The organism is Hyalangium versicolor (assembly GCF_020103695.1).
Taxonomy (GTDB): Bacteria; Myxococcota; Myxococcia; order Myxococcales; family Myxococcaceae; genus Hyalangium; species Hyalangium versicolor.
Genome location: NZ_JAHXBF010000021.1, coordinates 143,224 through 160,728, shown reverse-complemented (window position 1 = coordinate 160,728; position 17,505 = coordinate 143,224). Strand labels below are relative to the sequence as shown.

The window sequence follows — 17,505 nt, the reverse complement described above, 5'->3', positions numbered from 1 at the left end:
AGTGTGCTCGGGGTCCAGGGACTGTCGCACGCCTGGGCCCCGAGCCTTCTTCTTTTCGAGCCCGTGCAGAGCAGGCAGCCGGCCTCCGCCGTGTTGTCCGGGCCTCATGGCATGCCGAGCTTGTGCGCGGGAAACGTGAGGCCTGGCTTCGGAGGAGCGGTATGGCTCAGCTGAGTGGGACGCGGAAGCGACGGAAGAAGAAGGCGACACGACAGGTGGGTTACGCGGTGGTGGGACTGGGCCACTTCGCCCAGGACGCCATCCTCCCGGCCTTCGAGCACGCTCAGGAGAACTCGCGGCTGGTGGCGCTGGTGAGCGGCGATCCAGAGAAGGCGCGCGAGTTGGGCGAGCGTCACGGGGTGCCGGTGTTCGGCTACGACAGGTTGGAGGAGTGCCTGGCGATGCCGGAGGTGGAGGCCGTCTACATCGCCGTGCCCAACACGCTGCACGCGGAGTACGCGGTGCGAGCGGCCAGGGCGGGCGTGCACGTGCTGTGCGAGAAGCCGCTGGCCATCACCGAGGAGCAGTGCCGGGAGATGATCCGGGCCTGCGAGGAGAACGACGTTCGGCTGATGACGGCGTACCGGCTCCACTTCGAGCAGGCGAACCTCACGGCGGTGGAGGCGGTGCGCGAGGGGAAGATCGGCGATCCGCGCCTGTTCACCTCGACGTTCACCTTCCAGATCAACGCGCCCAACATCCGCCTCGAGCGGGACAAGGGCGGCGGAGTGCTGTGGGACATCGGCGTGTACTGCGTGAACGCGGCGCGCTACCTGTTCCGCGCCGAGCCGGTGGAGGTGTTCGCCTTCTGCGACAAGAGCGAGGATCCCCGCTTCGCGGAGGTGGAGGAGGCGGCCTCGGTGGTGATGCGCTTCCCAGAGGGGAAGCTGGCGGCCTTCAACGTGAGCTTCGGCGCGGAGGCCGTGGCCACCTACCAGCTGGTGGGCACCCAGGGCACGCTGAAGCTGGACAACGCCTATGAGTACAAGGGCGATATCCGCTGGGAGCTGATGTCCGAGGGGAAGACCCGCAAGGGCAAGGTGACGCAGCGGGATCAGATCGCCCCGGAGCTCCTCACGTTCAGCGACTGCATCCTGGAGGGCCAGGAGCCCGAACCGAACGGCTGGGAGGGACTGGCGGACGTGCGCATCATCTCCGCGCTCTATGAGTCCTCGCGCACCGGCCAGCCGGTGAAGCTGGAGCCCTTCGAGAAGCCTCAGCGGCCGACGATGGAGCAGGAGGAGCGCCGCCCCGCGGCGGACACTCCCGAGATCATCAACGCGGAGGCTCCGTCCCAGTAGCTGGGTGAGGCGCTACGCGGGAGAGTCACACAGCGAGTGCTCGGTGCTGTACGCGCCTGTCAGGGGTGTGAGGTCCTCGCGCCCCTGGTACTCGTGCCACCAGCGCGCGGCCTGCCAGATGGCCTCGGGGCAGCTCGCGCTGCTGGCGATGCCGGGCGTCAGCTCGAAGCCGGCGGCGCCCACGACGAGCTCGGCCATGGCCGCCGAGGGCAGACCGAAGCCATCCAGCAGCGGGTTCGTGGTACGGCCCGCGCCCCACACGTACGGCAACCACCGAGTCAGCAGATCGACCGCGTCCATCGCGGTGCGCTGGCGCATGAAGGTCTGCAGCGCGTCGCGCACGGGCTCCGCCTCCACGGGTACGTTCAGCACGGCGATGTTGGGGAAGCGCCCGGCATCGTCGTAGCGGCGCAGGTCCGCGCGCTGCACTCCGTTCGTCTTCGGCGGGTAGCCGAAGCCTCCGGCGGGATCCAGGGAGATCTCCCAGGCCGTGGCGTCGGCGAGCGCTTTGTCCGTTGGCTCCACCAGCACCACGTGGCTCCAGTAGCTGGGCGTCAGGTCATGACGCGTCTGGGACTGCGCCACCCGCAGCCGGAAGGACATCGGATCCGTGCCGCCGAGCAGCACCAGCAGCGGAGAGCGGCTCGCCTTCTTCCCCTTGCCCACCGCGCGCTGGAGCCACGCGAGGTTCGTCTGGTTGCGCGCACGTGCCTGCTCGACAAGCTGGGGGTTGGGAGCGGAGGCGGGGGAGGAACGGATCTGGAGCATGGGTGGGCCTCGCTAGCGGTGGCGGAGGACAATGGGTTTGGCGACGACGGGCGGAGTGCCAGGGTCGAGCGGGAAGAAGCGCGGCGTCATCTCGAGGCTGTCGCCGGTGCGCCGGAAGGACAGCAGGCACACGTTGTTGCCGCGCTGGCGGAAGAGGGTGTACGCGAAGAAGGAGGACCGGGTGCCCGCCATCTCCAGGGTGCCCCCAATGAGCGTGGCATCCGAGTGCCGGGGCCAGCGCTCCTTCTTGCCGGACATGGCGGCCTTCATGTCGCTCATCTGATCCACGACAGGCGTCGTCACGAGCGAGGTGGGCGAGCAGATGACTTCGATCATCTGCATGCCGGTGGCCATCATGTCCTTGGGCACGAACTGGGCGATGCGGCTCCAGTGCATGTCTCCGGTGATGAGGAGCACATCTCCGCCCTGGCGCATGAGCCGATCCAGCTCCCCCATGAGGAAGGGGTAGTCGGCATAGTTGCTCATGGTGGAGTCGCCGAAGCGGCGATTGAGCCCGCCCGCCTTGGGCATGGGCAGGGACTGGCCGGTGGCGAAAACGCCCAGCTTGCGCTGTTGGATGCAGCGGTCCACCCAGGCGGTGAGCGCGCTGCGGGCCTCGTCCGTCATGGTGCGCTGGAAGTTCGCATCGCGGAAGGAGCGTGCATCCAGGAGGAAGAAGGAGAGCGGATCCACATCGAACTGGACGGGCGTGCCCACGGGTGTGGAGTCCACGTGCTGGAAGTGGCCGTACAACATGCGCGCCACGTCCCCCCACGCGGCACGCCCAGGCCCTGTCCAGGTGTTCTGGGACTGGACCGCGGGCATGGGGAAGTTGTTCCAGTAGTCGTGATCGTCCGGCACGCAGGCGAAGGGCGCGGCGTGAATCACCTTGGCGTAGGCGCTGTCCTCGAACCAGTTGCGGGAGTAGTCCACCTCGAACTTGCGAGCGAGCGCGGGGCGCGCATCGGGCAGGTTCTGGATGGGAGGGAGATCCAGATACACCTGGTCACCGGTGAGGAGCAGCAGGTCCGGCGTGAAGCCTCGTAGGAAGGAGTCCATGGAGGCGCCCGCGAGGCCGCCCTTGTCCTCCTCCCAGTAGAAGCAGGAGGCGAGCATGAGGTGGAAGCCTTGATCCAGCGCGGTGGGCACGGCGCCAGGGAGGGCTCGCAGGGACGTGAGGACAGGAGGGGCACCTTCGACGCTCACGCCCACGCGGAAGGCACGGCGCGCGTTGGCATCGACGGGGAACTCATAGAGGCCGGCGAAGATGCGGGGCGAGTCGCCACCGAGGAACGGGCCGGAGCGGACGCTCTGGATGGGGCGCAGGGTGGCGGGCTGTGCGGGCAAGCCGTCCAGGGTCCAGTTCAGGGCGGGCGCGGTGGTGCGCTCCCGGACTCCGAGCCATACGCGCAGGCGTCCAGCTCCAGCGGCACAGGCATGCAGGACGACGTTGGTGCTCATGCCCCCTCGCGGTGCGGGACGTACGGATCTGCCTCCATGAATTAACACAAGTGCGGTGCCAGCCGACCCTCAATTGAGGGCGCATGTCTGATGGCTCACCTACGCTGTGAACGCAGCCTGCGGCATGAGGCACTTTCGGAGGTGCGGATTGTTCGTTCGTGCATTCACGAAGAAGGGACAGGGGCTCTGTCGCGATGTCCTTGCGGTGGGCGTCCTCCTCTGGCTGACGGGGTGTGCGACGAGTGGAGGCCCCCGCAGATATGAAGGACTGCTGGAGGATGGAGGTGGCTTCGGCTTCTCCACAGATCAGCCGGATGACTTCCAGATTCTGCAACGATCGGCGGGGCTGGAGGAGAACTCCTGGCACGACGCAGGCCAAGATCTGGAGACGGGCGACGCACACGCGCTGTGGGAGGCGCTGGGTCGCACTCGAACAACTCTCCGGAACTTTGGACCGCGCCGCAGCCTGATCTTCCTGCTGGGCCGGGTACTCGCCGAGGACCAGGACGTTCCCTACGACGAGCTCCTACAACGCACCCGTCCCTTCCAGTCCCTGGTGGTGATGCGTCCAGATGGCTATCTCGCGAGCGCCCTCACGGGAAGCGCTCTCCAGCGAATGGGACGTCTCCAACTGCGCGACGGCAGGCTGATGGCTGGCGACTTCGAGGTCGGTGCCTTCTACCGGGACAAGGGCGGTGTCTTCTATGCCGTGGATGCTCTCCTGCAGTGGTCTCCCACAGAGCAGCGCGGAGAGCTCGGCCTCGAACGTGACTGGCTCAATGCCGCGTTGGATGGGGCCCAAGATGCCTTGGGCGAAATGGTGCTGGCACTGGGCCAGTTCGTCACGGCTCCAATTCGAAGCATTGATGGCCTCAAGCAACTCCCAACCGCAGTAGCGGCGCTCATCGCTTCCTCGCCTGACTACTTTGCTCGCTACTCCGCTCTGCCCTTGCAGGAGCAGATTCGCGAAGCCGCTCGGTTGTCTACGCATCTCCTCGCTCTGTATGGCAGTGCAGCTGGCACTGCGGCCCGTATCAGCGCGGCAGGAGCGAGGCTGCCAGTGCTCTCCCTCTCCGCTAAAGGAGCCTTGATGGTGGAGAGGGCAGCTGTACCCGTAGGTACAACAGCCGCCACGCTGGGAACCGGCATGGGTGCCGTCTACGTCCTCATGACCGCCGAGAAGACTCCGGAGGGCCATCACAAGCCCACAGCAGAACCGGGCCCCGGTGAGTGGAAGAACAAGAAGTTCTCGGGGTCCGAGCGCTCCAGGCGCTACCAGGAGCAGATCTCCGGCCGTTCCGCGGATGAGGCCTACTCCATCGGTGATGTCGAGTACGACGGCTTCAACTCGGGAGTTCTGAAAGAGGCCAAGGGGCCCGGTTACCGGGAGTTCTTCGACAAGAGCGGCCAGCCCAAGCCCTGGTACAAGAACTCAGGGAAGTTCCAGGAGTTGATCGACCAGGCCAGGAATCAATCAAGGGCTGCCCGTGGCATGCCCGTACAGTGGCACATCGCTGAGCGCGAGATGGTCGACATCCTCCACCGATACTTCAGCCTCGAAGGTATTGAGGGCATCGATCTCATCTACACCCCATGGGTCCCCTGAGAAGCGGTGAGCGCTTCCGTGCTTAAGTTGAAGGCATGGGTGACTGGTACCAGATCATCGTTGATCGTGATGTCTCCGAGACGGATGCACCCTCTCAGGCAGAGCGGATGCGAAAGTGGCTCATCGAGCGCGGTTTCATCGAACCCCACCTGACGAACAGCGTCCTCGGCAAACCCGGGCATGCGCCAGGACCTGCCTACGGAGAGACGCTGCAAGACTCCAGCGCGGCCGATCGGAACCGCGGCCGTGCGGGTCTCCAATTCAATGTGGGCCACAGAATCGTCTTCCATGCCCTCAATGGAGAGGTGACCTGCCGGTCCTGCCAGGCACACGTGGATCTCGATGAACATGGCAGTGCATGGATGGAGGCAGTGGATGCCTGGTACGAGGGAGACAACTCGGTCACCTTCACCTGCCCCGCCTGTGGCCGCCCCGAACAGCTGACCGCGTGGGACGGGCCAGTGCCCTGGGGTTTCGGAAACCTGGGGCTGGAGTTCTGGAACTGGACGCCCCTGTCCGAGCGCTTTGTGCGCGAGGTCTCGGAGAAGCTGGGACATCGGACGGTCCTCGTGCGCAGCAAGCTGTGATTCGCCTGCCGTGGAGGTGCCGGACTATCCTCTGCCCCGCAGTCTCACTGAGTCCCCCAGAGGAAGCGCTATGGCCGTGAAGAAGCGTGCAGCGAGCGGTAGCAAGGTCTCCACCCGGAACGAAGCGGTCCCCACGCCGGCCTCGGCCGCCCTCGTCAACCACATCGCCTTCGTGGTCGACCGCAGCGGCTCCATGAGCAGCATCAAGAACCAGGTGGTGCGCGTCTTCAACAACCAGCTCGGCACCGTCCAGAAGAACGCCAAATCCGCTGGGCAGAAGACCTTCCTCAGCACCTTCATGTTCCACACCACCGTGGACAAGCCTCGTCACTTCGCCACTCCCGTCGAGAGCGTCCCCAAGCTCGCTACCAAGGACTTCCGCCTCGGCGGCACCACCGCCCTCCTCGATGCCGTGGGCACCGCCATCACCCGCCTCCAGAAGGCCAAGGGCGCCACGAACAAGGACACCAGCTTCCTCATCGTCGTCATCACCGACGGTCACGAGAACGCCTCGCGCACCTACAAGAGGAGCCTCAAGGGCCTCATCGCCAAAGTCCAGAAGACCGGCCGCTGGAGCCTCGCCTTCCTCGTCCCCAGTGGCAGCGAGAACACCCTCACCCGCTTCGGCATCCCCAAGGGCAACGTCACCCGCTGGGACGCCACCGCCAAGGGCACCAAGGTCATGGACGAGAAGCTCTCGGCCGGCCTCAAGACCTTCTACGCGGCGCGCGCCAGCGGCCAGAAGTCCGTCACCGCCTTCTTCACCACCGACATGACCAAGGTCGATGTGAAGAGCCTCTCCGCCCTCAAGGATCTCTCCAAGGGCTTCGCCCGCTGGACCGTGGACAAGGAGCGCTCCATCCGCGACTTCGTCAACACCAAGCTCCAGGCCAGCCCCGCCCTGCGCAAGAAGCTCGGCGACGACTACGAGCCCGGCCGCGGTTTCTATGAGCTGACCAAGCCCGAGACCGTGCAGCCCCGCAAGAACATCGCCATCCTCGACAAGAAGACGAAGGCCATCTTCGGCGGAGACCAGGCGCGCAAGGTGCTCGGCATGCCCGGCGGCTCCAATGTGAAGGTGAAGCCGGGCAACCACCTCGAGTACTCCATCTTCGTGGAGAGCACCTCCAACAACCGCAAGCTCGTGCGCGGCACCACCCTGCTCTATCGGCAGTGAGCCAGGGGGCGCGCCAGTCAGCCGCGCGCCCCCCTTCGTCACAAGGCCCTGCTACCGCCAGCGGGGCAGCGGCACGCGCGTGGGGCGCAGGTGCAGCGGGGAGATACCGCTGCCCACCTGCCCCGTGACGTTGAGGCCCCAGCTCACCGCGGTGCCGTCCGCGCGGATGGCCAGGACCCGGCCCAGCGCGCCCGACAGGGACACGACACCCGTCGCCCACGGCACGCGCACCCAGTCATCGGTCTTCACCAGGCCCGGGATGCCCAGCTGTCCCGCGATGTTCGTGCCCAGGACCCAGACCGTGCCATCCGCGCGCAAGGCCACATAGGAGGAGTCGTTCCGCGCGACGGCCACCACACCGAGCAGGGGCTTCACCGGGTTCGGCGGCAGGCCAAGCCCATCCTCACGCCACTCCCAGATCGTCCCGTCCGCGCGCAGAGCGAGGAAAGAGGTGCCCCCCGCCGCCAAGGCGACGACGCTGTTCAACCCCTCCACCGGCTGAGGCACCGGGTTGGCGAAGTAGCCACCCCAACGCCACACCGTCCCGTCGCTGCGCAACGCCACCGAGCTGTCGATGGAAGCCAGGATGGACACCACCTGATCCACGCCCTGCACCTGGACTGGCGTCGGGTGGTTCTCGAAGCTCGGATCCCCGAGCTGCCCGGAGTAGTTCGCGCCCCAGCCCCACACCGTGCCGTCCTGCTTCAGCGCCAGCGAGGAGACGCTCCCCGCGGCCACGGCCACCACGTCCGTCAGCCCCACCACCTGCACCGGCGTGTCGCTCAGCACGGAGCCGGAGTCATCGCCGAGCTGCCCCATCCCGTTGTCCCCCCAGCTCCACACGGTGCCGTCCTGCTTCAGCGCCAGCGTATGGGCATCACCCACTGCGGCCTTCACCACCTGGGTGAGGCCTGGCACCGGAGAGGGCGAGACCGGCGCAGGCAGGGAATGCGTGCCCTGGTAGGCATCTCCCCAGATCCACACGGAGCCATCGGTCCGCACGGCCACGGAGTACCCAAGGCTCGCGGCCCCTTCACGCGCGTGGGTCAGCCCCACCACCTTCGTGGGCCAGAGCTGGCGATCCGTGCCCGTGCCGAGCGCCCCTCGGGAGTTGTTCCCCCAGGCCCACAGCGTTCCATCCCGCCCGAGCGCCAGTGAGTGCGCGCCAAAGCCCGTGGCCACCCGGACCACGCCGCGCAGGCCCGCCACAGGGTGCGGAGGCGCGCTCTGCGACTGGGTTCCGTCACCGAGCTGTCCGTGCGTGTTGCTCCCCCAAGCCCAGACCGTCCCGTCCCGCTTCAGCACCAGCGCGTGGTAGTCGCCCGCGGAGACGGCTTCCACACGCTCCAGCCCCAGCACGGGCGCCGCGAGGACTCGATTCGGAACACCGCCTCCGAGCATGTCGTACGCATTGCTTCCCCACCCCCACACGGTGCCGTCCTCTCGCACGGCCAGCGTGTACGAACCCGCGCCAGCCAGGGAGACCACCTTCGTCAGCCCCGCCACCTGCACGGGCGTGGTGCGCCGCTGCGTCGTTCCGTCTCCAAGCTGGCCAGCACTGTTGGAGCCCCAGGCCCACACCGTGCCGTCCGCCCGCAGCGCCACCGAGTGGTTGAACCCTCCGGCCACGGCCACCACGTCCGTCAGCCCCACCACCTGCACCGGCGTGGTGCGCTGCTGCGTCGTTCCGTCTCCGAGCTGGCCGGAGCTGTTCCGGCCCCAGGCCCACACCGTGCCGTCCGCCCGCACCGCCAGGCCATGGTTTCCCTGGGCCGAGAGGGACACGGCGTCCGTGAGCCCCTGCACCTGCACCCGCGCCAGGGAGGGATTCGTCGAGCCGGTGCCGAGCTGTCCCGAGGCGTTGCTTCCCCAAGCCTGCACGGTGCCGTTGGCCAGCAGCGCCAGGGAGAAGTCATTGCCGATGGAGACCGAGACTGCTCCCACCATCCCCGGCATCCGCACGGGTGTGCCCGAGGCCACCTCGAGCTGCGGCCAGGTCCCCACAGAGGCTCCCTCGAGCCCTCCCCACACCCAGATGGAGCCTCCGTCGCCAATCAACAGGGAGTGCTGGAACCCCGTGGCGAGCTCACTCCGGGCGAATGGCCTCTTCTTCAGAGGTACCTCCGCCTGAACGTCGTTTCCCAGGAAGCAGACGGTGAGCAGCGCGGTGATGCTGATCAGCTTCAACATGTCTCTGCGCGTTCGATGCATCGAGCCCTCGTTGTGTATGGGAATAGGGGGGACGCTCACGGCGCACGTCCCCCGCTGCTTCAAAGTGGGTGCCCAGATCAGGGCAACGGCGTGCTCCGCGATTCAGCCTGGAGCACGCCGTGAGCCGGACTCACTCTGTGAGGCGAGGCGCTGCTACCACCAGCGAGACAGCGGCACGCGCGTGGGACGCAGGTGCAGCGGGGAGACGCCGCTGCCAACCTGCCCGTACAGGTTGAAGCCCCAGGTCAGCGCGGTCCCGTTCGCACGCAGGGCGTGCACCCGGCCGTGCGCACCAGCCACGGACACCACGCCCGTCACCCCGGGCACTCGCACCCAGTTCTCGGTGCTCTCCAGCCACGGGATGCCCAGCTCTCCTCCCCAATTGCGGCCCACGGTCCACACCGTGCCATCCGTCCGCAGCGCCACATAGGAGTTCGTGTTCTTCACCAGGCCCACCACTCCGGACAGGGGCGGCAGGGCATGGAGCGCCGCGGGGATATAGGGCCCCTGCTCCGTCCACTCCCAGATCGTCCCGTCCGAGCCCACCGCCAGGTACGCGTCGAGGGTCCCCGTATCCGTCTCGATGGCCACGATGTGGTCCAAGCCCTCCACCTGATACGGCTCCCCGGTGCCGTACATGCCTCCCCAGAGCCACACCGTTCCATCACTGCGCAGCGCGATCGAGGTGTCCCAGGAGGCGCGGATGGACACCACCTGATCGAGGCCGGGCACCTGGACCGGTGTGTACTGGTCCATGTACGTCCCATCCCCCACCTGTCCCGAGTAGTTGGTTCCCCAGCCCCACACCGTGCCATCCTGCTTCAGCGCCAGCGAGTGCTGGTTTCCCGCGGCCACGGCCACCACATCCGTCAGCCCCTGTGCTCTCAGGGGAGTGAGGCTGAAATCGATGGGCTCGCCATTCCCCAGCTGCCCCATGTAGCCATACCCCCAGGCCCACACGGTGCCGTCCTTCTTCAGCGCCAGCGTGTGGCTCTCACCGATGGCGACCTTTGCCACGCCCTGGATGTCCGTCTTCGGGGCCGGCGTGGCCTGCTCGGGCACGGCATCGAAGCCCCATTGCGAGCTGCCCCACGTCCACACGGAGCCATCGGTCCGCACGGCCACGGAGTGCCCATAGCCCGCGTCCACGTCACTCGCCCGCGTCAGCCCCGCGATCTGGGTAGGCAAGCGCTGGCGATCCGAGCCCGTGCCGAGCGCTCCCGTGAAGTTGAGGCCCCAGCCCCACAGCGTCCCATCCCGCTCGAGCGCCAGCGAACCTCCGCCCAGGCTCACCGCCACCGCCTTCACGTCACGCAGCCCGGGGACCTGGCTCGGAGGCGTGATCAGGCCCTGGGTCCCATTACCCCGCAGGCCCTGAGTGTTGTCACCCCAGGACCAGACCGTCCCGTCGTGCTTGAGCGCCAGCACGTGGATGCCATCCACGGCGACGGTCTTCACGCCCTCCACCCCCACCACCCGGGTGGCGAGCAGCTGATTCACGCTATTGTCTCCAAGGATGTTGCTCTGGTTGGCGCCCCACCCCCACACGGTGCCGTCCGCCCGAACCGCCATCGAGGACAGTCCCCCTCCCGCGATCGCGACGACGTCCGTCAGTCCCGCCACCTGCACGGGCGTGGTGCGCTGCTGCGTCGTCCCATCTCCCAACGCGCCCCACTGGTTGTTTCCCCAGGCCCACACCGTGCCGTCCGCCTTCAGCGCCAGCGAGTGCGCATTGCCTGCCGACACGGCCACCACATCCGTCAGCCCCACCACCTGCACCGGCGCGAGGCTCTGCTGCGTCGTCCCATCTCCGAGCTGCCCGGAGGAGTTGAGGCCCCAGGCGAACACGGTGCCGTCCTTGCGCACCGCCAGCGAGTAGCCGCTCGACGCCGCGATGGACACCACGTCCGTCAGCCTCGCCACCTGCACCCGCTCCTTCGGGGAGTCCGTCGAGCCGGTGCCGAAGCATCCATAGAAGTTGGCGCCCCAGGCCTGCACGGTGCCGTTGGCCAGCAGCGCCAGCGAGTGGAATTGCCCGATGGAGACGGAGACCGCGCCCGTCATCTCCGGCATCCGCGTCGGAGTGCCCGGCGCCACGTCGTACTGCGGCCAGAGGCCCGCTTGATACCCCTCCAGGCCTCCCAACACCCAGATGGAGCCCCCCTCACCAATCCTCAGGGAGAACTGATCTCCCGTGGCGAGCTCCGTCCGAGCAGGCCGTCGTTTCAGGGGGGATTCCGCCTGGGCTCCCGCTCCCAGGAAGGAGACGGTGAGAAGTGCGGTGAAGCTGATCAGCTTCAACATGACTCTGCGCGTTCGATGCATCGAACCCTCGTTTCGTGCGTGTGGGGTGCTCACGGCACACGTCCCCCGCCGCTCCAGGCGATGAGTCCGCCGGGCGTCACTGCTGCGTGCGCATGTGCCGTATGCCTCGGGCCAAAGCAGTGTCTGTGCCACCCGGGGTTCGGGGCTAAGTCCCTGGATTCTGGACTCCTCGAACAGCGCCACCCGTATGGGCGGACAAATTGCGTCATGTGGGTGCCGCAGACAACGGCAGCGGTCTCGGAACCAGGGGTTGTGCTAAACCCGCCCACCTATGGCTCCGAGCGAAGAGCTGAAGACCGAAGACCTCCAACGGCTGGCCCGCGCCGAGGCGCCGGATCTGGCCGAGACCGTCACCGCCTTCCTGGTTCAGCCGGAGAAGCCTCCCGAGAAGCCGTTGCCCGAGGGAGCCATCGACTTCCAGGGGCTCAAGTCCCTGCTGTGGCAGGCGCAGACGCGGCGCGACGCCGAGGGCCGCCGATCCGGCTCTCACGAGGCCTGGCAGCGCTTCCTCTCGCAGAAGGACGTGCCGCTGCCTGCGCGCTTCGGGCTGGCGGACCTGCTCGTGTCGCTCTACGAGCGCAACACCGATGCCAGCCGCGCAGCGCTCTTCCAACTGGTGCGCAGCGCGGATCTCCAGTTCGGCCTGTGGGGCGGGCTCAAGCGCATCTACAAGCTGGCCGAGCAGCGCCACGACGCGGAGATGTTCGGCGTGCTCGCGTGGCGCTTCGACGTGGAGAGCCACACGCACTCCACGCGCGAGGTGTCGCTGGGCACCATCACCTACCTGCGGCGCCGCGCGTGGCGGTACCTGCGGCAACTGGGAGCGGCGGTGCCGGAGCTCTACCCCCAGTTCGCCGTCGAAGTGCTGCGGCACTACAGCTCCGAGACGCGCTGGCGGCAGAGCTGGGTGGCCATGCACATCTGGGCCCACGACTCGGAGAAGTACAACGCGTACTCGTTCACCATCGACGTGCCCTCGGACATGGTGAAGCACCGCGCGTTCCAGGACGCGTGGAAGCGCTCGCCGGACGCGCTGATGCGCCTGCTGGACACCTGCCAGTCGGATCCGGCCGCGCGCTTCGCCATCCAGGGCCTGCGCAAGGACTTCCCCGAGACGCTGCGCCAGGTGACGCCCGCGTGGTTGGACAGGCTCGCGCGGCGGCCGCTGGCCAGCGCCCATGAGTTCCTCGTGGAGACGCTGCAGGGCTCACCCGAGTTCCACCAGGGCAAGCTGCGCGCGTTGGGGCTGCACGAGGCAGTGCTGGCGCTGCTGGTGTCGCCGAGCCCCAAGGCTCGCACCTACGCCATCGAGTACGCGCGGGCGCACGCGCAGGACCTGCCGGCTGAGCGGCTGGCGGAGCTGATCGGCTCGGGGCTGGCGGACACGATGGGCTTCGCCGCCGCCGTGCTGGAGAAGCGCAACCCGCGCGAGCTGGGCGCGGACTTCCTGGGGCGGCTGCTGAGCTTCAAGTCCACGAAGGGCTTCGCCGCCAAGGCGCTGGAGCAGGCGTTCGATCGGGCGGAGCTGAACCACCGCTTCCTCACCGACATGTTCTACGGGAGCAACGAGCAGCTCTCGTGGGTGAAGGGCTACATCGACTCGAAGTACACGGCCGCGGAGCTGCCCGCATCCTTTTATAAGGAGCTGCTCGCGGACGCTCGGCACGCGAAGTTCCCCACGTACTACGCCAGCCCCGTGGAGCAGTTCGCCCTCAAGGCGTTGGGGGCGTATGCGCCAGGGGCCATCGGCGCGGACTGGCTGCTGGACAACGCCATCCACCCGCAGCTGGGCGACACGGTGCAGAAGTGGCTCCTGCGCGCGGACGCGCTGCCGGGCCTGGACGTGGAGCGGGTGAAGGGGCTGGTGTTCAACGCGAAGTACCGCGAGGTGGCGCTGGCGCTGCTGGGCAACCGGAAGCTCTTCAGCGCTCGGCAGCTCACCGTGCCCTGGCTGCTGGCCCTGGCGCGGCGGGCGGATCCCGCGCTGCACGAGTTCGCCCACCGCTACCTGCTGGAGAACCTGTCTCCGGGAGACTTCAGCGAGTCCGGGGATGCGGCCGCGGGCCTGGAGCGGCTCTTCGAGCTGGCGCTGGGGGCGAAGCAGCCGGTGCCGGTGCGGCAGTTCGCGCAGACGTACCTGCGGGTGCACCACCCGGTCATCGGCCCGGAGCAGCCCGAGTCCAAGTCCTACCAGCTCAAGCCCAAGGCCCCGCGCAAGGCGTACACGGCCGAGCGGCTGTGGCCGGCCCTGTTCGACGCGAGGGATGACGTGCGCCGGTTCGCGCTGGCCATCACCCGGGCGGAGCTGCGCTCGTGGGGCTACCACCCGCGGGTGTACGAGCTGGCGGAGGCGGAGGCCAAGGAGGTGCGCAACCTGGCCTACGACGCGCTGCTGCAGGCCGGCGAGGCGGGAGCGGACGAGCGCTGCACGCTCAAGCCGGAGGAGCTGGACGCGGTGAAGGTGTTCACCCTCACCGAGAGCACCAAGCGCAACACGCGCGAGGTGGCGGTGGAGCTCATCCGGCGGCACTACGCGCGGCTGGGCGGGGCGGAGCGGCTGGCGTGGTTGATGGAGAGCGCGGATCGCGAGGTGGGCCTGTTCGCGGTGCGCCTGCTCTGGGAGAAGCACCGCCCCACGCACCTGCCCGAGGGGTGGAAGCCCTCGGGGGCCACGGAGGCTCCGGCCCTCAGCGGCACGGAGCGCTTCGCGAACGTGGAGGCGCTGCGCACCTTCGTTCGGAGGATGCTCTTCGGCCTGCCGCCCGGGCGCTCGAAGGAGGGACGCGAGGGCATGGTGCAGCGGCGGCTGTCGGCGAGCACCGCCAAGCGGCGCATCATCGAGCTGGTGCGCGATTTGGGGCTGGAGGATCAGGCGTTTGCCCGCGTGGTGGCGCCGGTGCTGAACGAGTTCACCGGCTCGCTGGCCAAGGGAGAGTGGCAGAGCTGCCTGGCCTCCCTGGTGCAGCTGCGAGCCGCACACCCGGGCGTCTCCTTATAAGGAGCGTCTATACTCCGCGTCCGCCATGACGAAGGACTCGTTGAAGCAACAGCTCCGGCGCACGATGCGGCGCGATCTATGGATTGCGCTGGGGCCCGCGCTGCTGGTCATCGCGGCCGCGTTCGCCGCGACTTTCTTTTTCATCAAGCCGGCGCCACCGAAGAAGCTCGTCATGGCGGTGGCGGCGGACGAGGGCGGGTTCCGGTACTTCGCTCGGAAGTACCAGGATGCCCTCACGCGCAACGGCATCACGCTGGAGCAGCGGCCGACGAAGGGCTCGGTCACCAACGTGGAGCTGCTCTCCGATGAGAATGCGGAGGTGGACGTCGCCTTCGTGCAGAGCGGCACGGTGAACGGAGAGAAGGCTCCGGGCATCGTGTCCCTCGGGAGCCTGTCCTACATCCCGCTGTGGGTCTTCTATCGGGGCGAGCCCATTGAGGATCTGGTGGGGCTGAAGGGCAAGCGCATCGCGGTGGGGCCGGCCGAGAGTGGGACGCGAGCGCTGGCCGTCACGCTGCTGCAGGCCAACGGGGCGGACAAGGAGCCCACGGAGCTGCTGCCGCTCGAGCGCGAGGCGGCCATCGAGCAGCTCAAGCAGGGGCAGATTGACGCGGTGTTCCTGGTGTCTCCCGCGGAGTCTCCGGTGCTGAAGAAGCTCGCGGCGGCTCCGGGGGTGCGGCTGCTGAGCTTCGTGCGGGGCGAGGCCTACGTGCGGCGGTTCCCGTACCTGTCGAAGCTGGTGCTGCCGCGCGGGGTGTTCGACCTGGGCGCGGACATCCCGGCGCAGGACGTGGTGCTGCTGGCGCCGACCGCGAACCTGATTGCGAAAGACACGCTGCACCCAGCGCTGGCGTATCTGTTGATGCGCACGGCGAGCGAGGTCCACGGCACGGCGGGGTTGTTGGATCGCTCGGGCGAGTTCCCGGCGCCGCTGGAGACGGGCTTTCCGCTGAGCAGCGAGGCGAAGCGGTACTACGAGGCGGGAGTGCCATTCCTACAGCGCTACCTGCCGTTCTGGGCGGCGAACCTGGTGGATCGGCTGTGGGTGATGCTGGTGCCGATCATCGCCGTGGTGGTGCCGCTGGTGCGCGCCGTTCCGGCGGTATTCCTGTGGCGGGTGCGGCGGCGCATCTTCCGTTGGTACGCGCTGCTGAAGGAGCTCGAGATCCAGCTCGAGGAGCACCCGGGGCAGGAGATGCTCCAGGACATGTTGAAGCGGCTCGAGGAGGCGGAGCACGAGGTGAACCACATCCCGGTGCCGCTGTCGTACGCGGAGAACCTCTACTTCTTCCGAGAGCACATCGACGTGGTGCGCCGGCGGCTGCTGCGGCAGCTCTCGGGCGCGCCCGACCGGGCGGAGGTTCCGCCGGTACAGCAGGCCGGGTGAGCGCGGCGGCTCCGCGGGCCTGACCAGCGGACTTCACGCACGGAGCACGGTCACCTTGCGGCCCGAGGGCGTCTGCGCCTGCTCGAAGCGTGTCCGGGACTCGGTGTCCCCAGCTTCCTTGCGGCGATCGAAGAGGACGAGCACTCCTTCATCCAGGCCCAGGCGCTCGAGGTACTCATCGAGCTGGGCGAGCCCTTTGGGCAGGGGATTCTTCTCCCCTTCGCGCCACACCTTCAGCTCCAGCGCGTGGCGCTGCCAGTGCCGCTGGCCCCCTTCCATATAGGGCCAGCGCACCAAAAGGTCGATGCGGCCTCGGCCCACGCCGTACTCGCGTGCCACGAAGCCTCCGCCGTTGATAACGCGCTGGAGGAAGGCCATGAGCACCAACTGCGGCGCCACCTCGTGGTAGCTGACTCCGGCGGCCAGCACCTCGCCGTGCTCCCGCCAGAACTCGGCGAACTCCTTCATCATCCGGTCGAAGTCCAACCGGCCATCGGGCAGGACAAAGCTCCTGGGTTCGGCCAGAACCTTGGACTCGGGCCCCGACGCCAGCACCCGTGCGATCACCTCGTGGTAGATGGGATTGGCGATGCGCACCGGGTTGTTCGGAGCACACAGGCCCAGGTCCCTCACGTACTGGAGGTCATCGAGGTAGGTGTCTCCGTCCGTGCCGAGCGTCCCGGCCAGTACAGGCTCCAGCACCCGGCGCACGCGGGGCTCGTGCAGCTTCGCCACCAGCGAGTCCAGGTGGGTGGCCCTGGCCAGGATGAGCCGCTCCTTGGCTGTCTCCACATGTTCCACGGTGATGGGCTCGCTTACAGGCACCTTCATTTCTTCGAGCATCTCTCGGGCGAGGGCGTTGACAAGCCAAGGCTGCCCTTGGGTCAACGCGAAGACACGGGTGAGTGCCTCATCAAGGAAAAGCTGCCCCGTCTCTTCCGTATGCTGCATGTAGAGCTCACGTACCTCCTCCTGGGAGAAGTCCCCCAGGCGCAGGGATTTGAGCTTGACGTTGAACGGACTAGCGGTTCCCAACCGCTCTGGATCGCCACCACTGGCGGCCTTGTAGTCACGCACGTCGCGCAGCCCGCACAGGATGATGGAGCCCGGAAACAAAGCAGGGCGATGAGGAAAACCGGAACGCAGTTGGCGCAGCACGCTGATCAGGCTCTGGCCGCGCAAGGCATCGATCTCATCGAAGAAGAGCACCAGGGGCCGCGGGCAGACGCGTGCCCAGGCGGTCAGAGCGCTGCCCAGGAGCGCACTGTCTGGCGCTTCGGAGAACGGAGGCGGACGCAGTTCCGCAGGCAGGTAGAATTCCGAGTACTGGCGGAGCTGCGAGAGAATGGCGCGCTGAGCTTCCGCGAAGTCATCCCCTGCGGCCTCTCCAATCTCACAGGAGATATGAAGCGCGGCGAAATGGCCCGAAGCCGTGAGTCGCTCTGCCAGGGCTTGGAGCGCCGTCGTCTTCCCGGTCTGCCTGGGGGCATGAACGACGAAATAGGCGCCCTGCTCCACCAGGGCGGGGGCCTCGGGAAGCCGCCGCTCGGCGGGAATCATGTAGTGCAGGTCTGGACGGCAGGGACCCGCAGTGTTGAAGCGGCGCGGCATGGGCACAACCTGTACCTGCTGGAGGGCTCGGCGCAAGAGCCTTCACTGGCCGGTTTCCGCTCACGGGTTCGCG

The 17,505-nt window shown here is 67.7% G+C and carries 11 protein-coding genes; 6 read left to right on the top strand and 5 right to left on the bottom strand.

From position 1 onward, the window contains the following. Positions 1-161: 161 nt before the first annotated feature. The gene (locus KY501_RS37020) at positions 162-1,301 is read left to right on the top strand and encodes a Gfo/Idh/MocA family protein (RefSeq protein ID WP_224368592.1); all 1,140 of its coding nucleotides are present in this window, start codon (positions 162-164) and stop codon (positions 1,299-1,301) included. Positions 1,302-1,313: 12 nt separating this feature from the next. On the opposite strand, the gene KY501_RS37015 is transcribed toward KY501_RS37020, so the two are convergent. Beyond that, the gene (locus tag KY501_RS37015) at positions 1,314-2,069 is read right to left on the bottom strand and encodes a hypothetical protein (RefSeq protein ID WP_224368591.1); all 756 of its coding nucleotides are present in this window, start codon (positions 2,067-2,069) and stop codon (positions 1,314-1,316) included. A 12-nt stretch (positions 2,070-2,081) separates the two neighbouring features. Then, positions 2,082-3,530, bottom strand: coding sequence for a metallophosphoesterase family protein (locus tag KY501_RS37010; protein ID WP_224368590.1), 1,449 nt, complete (start codon positions 3,528-3,530; stop codon positions 2,082-2,084). Between the two features lie 148 nt (positions 3,531-3,678). Between KY501_RS37010 and KY501_RS37005 the strand changes: the two genes are divergently transcribed. The 3 genes from KY501_RS37005 (at position 3,679) to KY501_RS36995 (ending at position 6,900) form a co-directional block, all read left to right on the top strand. Further along, entirely contained in the window at positions 3,679-5,136 is a 1,458-nt protein-coding gene (locus KY501_RS37005) for a Tox-REase-5 domain-containing protein (RefSeq protein ID WP_224368589.1), read from the top strand. Between the two features lie 35 nt (positions 5,137-5,171). After that, entirely contained in the window at positions 5,172-5,723 is a 552-nt protein-coding gene (locus KY501_RS37000; RefSeq protein ID WP_224368588.1) for a hypothetical protein, read from the top strand. 76 nt (positions 5,724-5,799) lie between these two features. Beyond that, a complete protein-coding gene (locus tag KY501_RS36995; RefSeq protein ID WP_224368587.1) occupies positions 5,800-6,900 on the top strand; it encodes a VWA domain-containing protein in 1,101 nt (366 codons plus the stop codon). A gap of 51 nt (positions 6,901-6,951) precedes the next feature. Here the strand turns inward: KY501_RS36995 and KY501_RS36990 are convergent, their stop codons facing one another. Together KY501_RS36990 and KY501_RS36985 are read right to left on the bottom strand one after the other, a co-directional pair. Then, the gene (locus KY501_RS36990; protein WP_224368586.1) at positions 6,952-9,090 is read right to left on the bottom strand and encodes an RCC1 domain-containing protein; all 2,139 of its coding nucleotides are present in this window, start codon (positions 9,088-9,090) and stop codon (positions 6,952-6,954) included. A 174-nt stretch (positions 9,091-9,264) separates the two neighbouring features. Then, positions 9,265-11,415: an RCC1 domain-containing protein gene (locus KY501_RS36985; RefSeq protein ID WP_224368585.1), complete on the bottom strand. Its 2,151-nt coding sequence runs from the start codon at positions 11,413-11,415 to the stop codon at positions 9,265-9,267. A 292-nt stretch (positions 11,416-11,707) separates the two neighbouring features. Between KY501_RS36985 and KY501_RS36980 the strand changes: the two genes are divergently transcribed. Together KY501_RS36980 and KY501_RS36975 are read left to right on the top strand one after the other, a co-directional pair. Further along, positions 11,708-14,434: a hypothetical protein gene (locus tag KY501_RS36980; RefSeq protein ID WP_224368584.1), complete on the top strand. Its 2,727-nt coding sequence runs from the start codon at positions 11,708-11,710 to the stop codon at positions 14,432-14,434. Positions 14,435-14,459: 25 nt separating this feature from the next. Further along, positions 14,460-15,821: a TAXI family TRAP transporter solute-binding subunit gene (locus KY501_RS36975; protein WP_224368583.1), complete on the top strand. Its 1,362-nt coding sequence runs from the start codon at positions 14,460-14,462 to the stop codon at positions 15,819-15,821. A 33-nt stretch (positions 15,822-15,854) separates the two neighbouring features. On the opposite strand, the gene KY501_RS36970 is transcribed toward KY501_RS36975, so the two are convergent. Further along, positions 15,855-17,432 (bottom strand): AAA family ATPase, encoded by a 1,578-nt coding sequence (locus KY501_RS36970; RefSeq protein ID WP_224368582.1) that lies wholly within the window; start codon positions 17,430-17,432, stop codon positions 15,855-15,857. Between the last annotated feature and the right edge of the window lie 73 nt (positions 17,433-17,505).

Coding starts and splice junctions, on each gene's coding strand:
- KY501_RS37000 (WP_224368588.1), top strand. CDS start 5,172: ATGGGTGACTGGTACCAGATCATCGTTGATCGTGATGTCTCCGAGACG.
- KY501_RS36980 (WP_224368584.1), top strand. CDS start 11,708: ATGGCTCCGAGCGAAGAGCTGAAGACCGAAGACCTCCAACGGCTGGCC.
- KY501_RS36985 (WP_224368585.1), bottom strand. CDS start 11,415: ATGTTGAAGCTGATCAGCTTCACCGCACTTCTCACCGTCTCCTTCCTG.
- KY501_RS37015 (WP_224368591.1), bottom strand. CDS start 2,069: ATGCTCCAGATCCGTTCCTCCCCCGCCTCCGCTCCCAACCCCCAGCTT.
- KY501_RS37010 (WP_224368590.1), bottom strand. CDS start 3,530: ATGAGCACCAACGTCGTCCTGCATGCCTGTGCCGCTGGAGCTGGACGC.
- KY501_RS36970 (WP_224368582.1), bottom strand. CDS start 17,432: ATGCCGCGCCGCTTCAACACTGCGGGTCCCTGCCGTCCAGACCTGCAC.
- KY501_RS37020 (WP_224368592.1), top strand. CDS start 162: ATGGCTCAGCTGAGTGGGACGCGGAAGCGACGGAAGAAGAAGGCGACA.
- KY501_RS36990 (WP_224368586.1), bottom strand. CDS start 9,090: ATGTTGAAGCTGATCAGCATCACCGCGCTGCTCACCGTCTGCTTCCTG.
- KY501_RS36975 (WP_224368583.1), top strand. CDS start 14,460: ATGACGAAGGACTCGTTGAAGCAACAGCTCCGGCGCACGATGCGGCGC.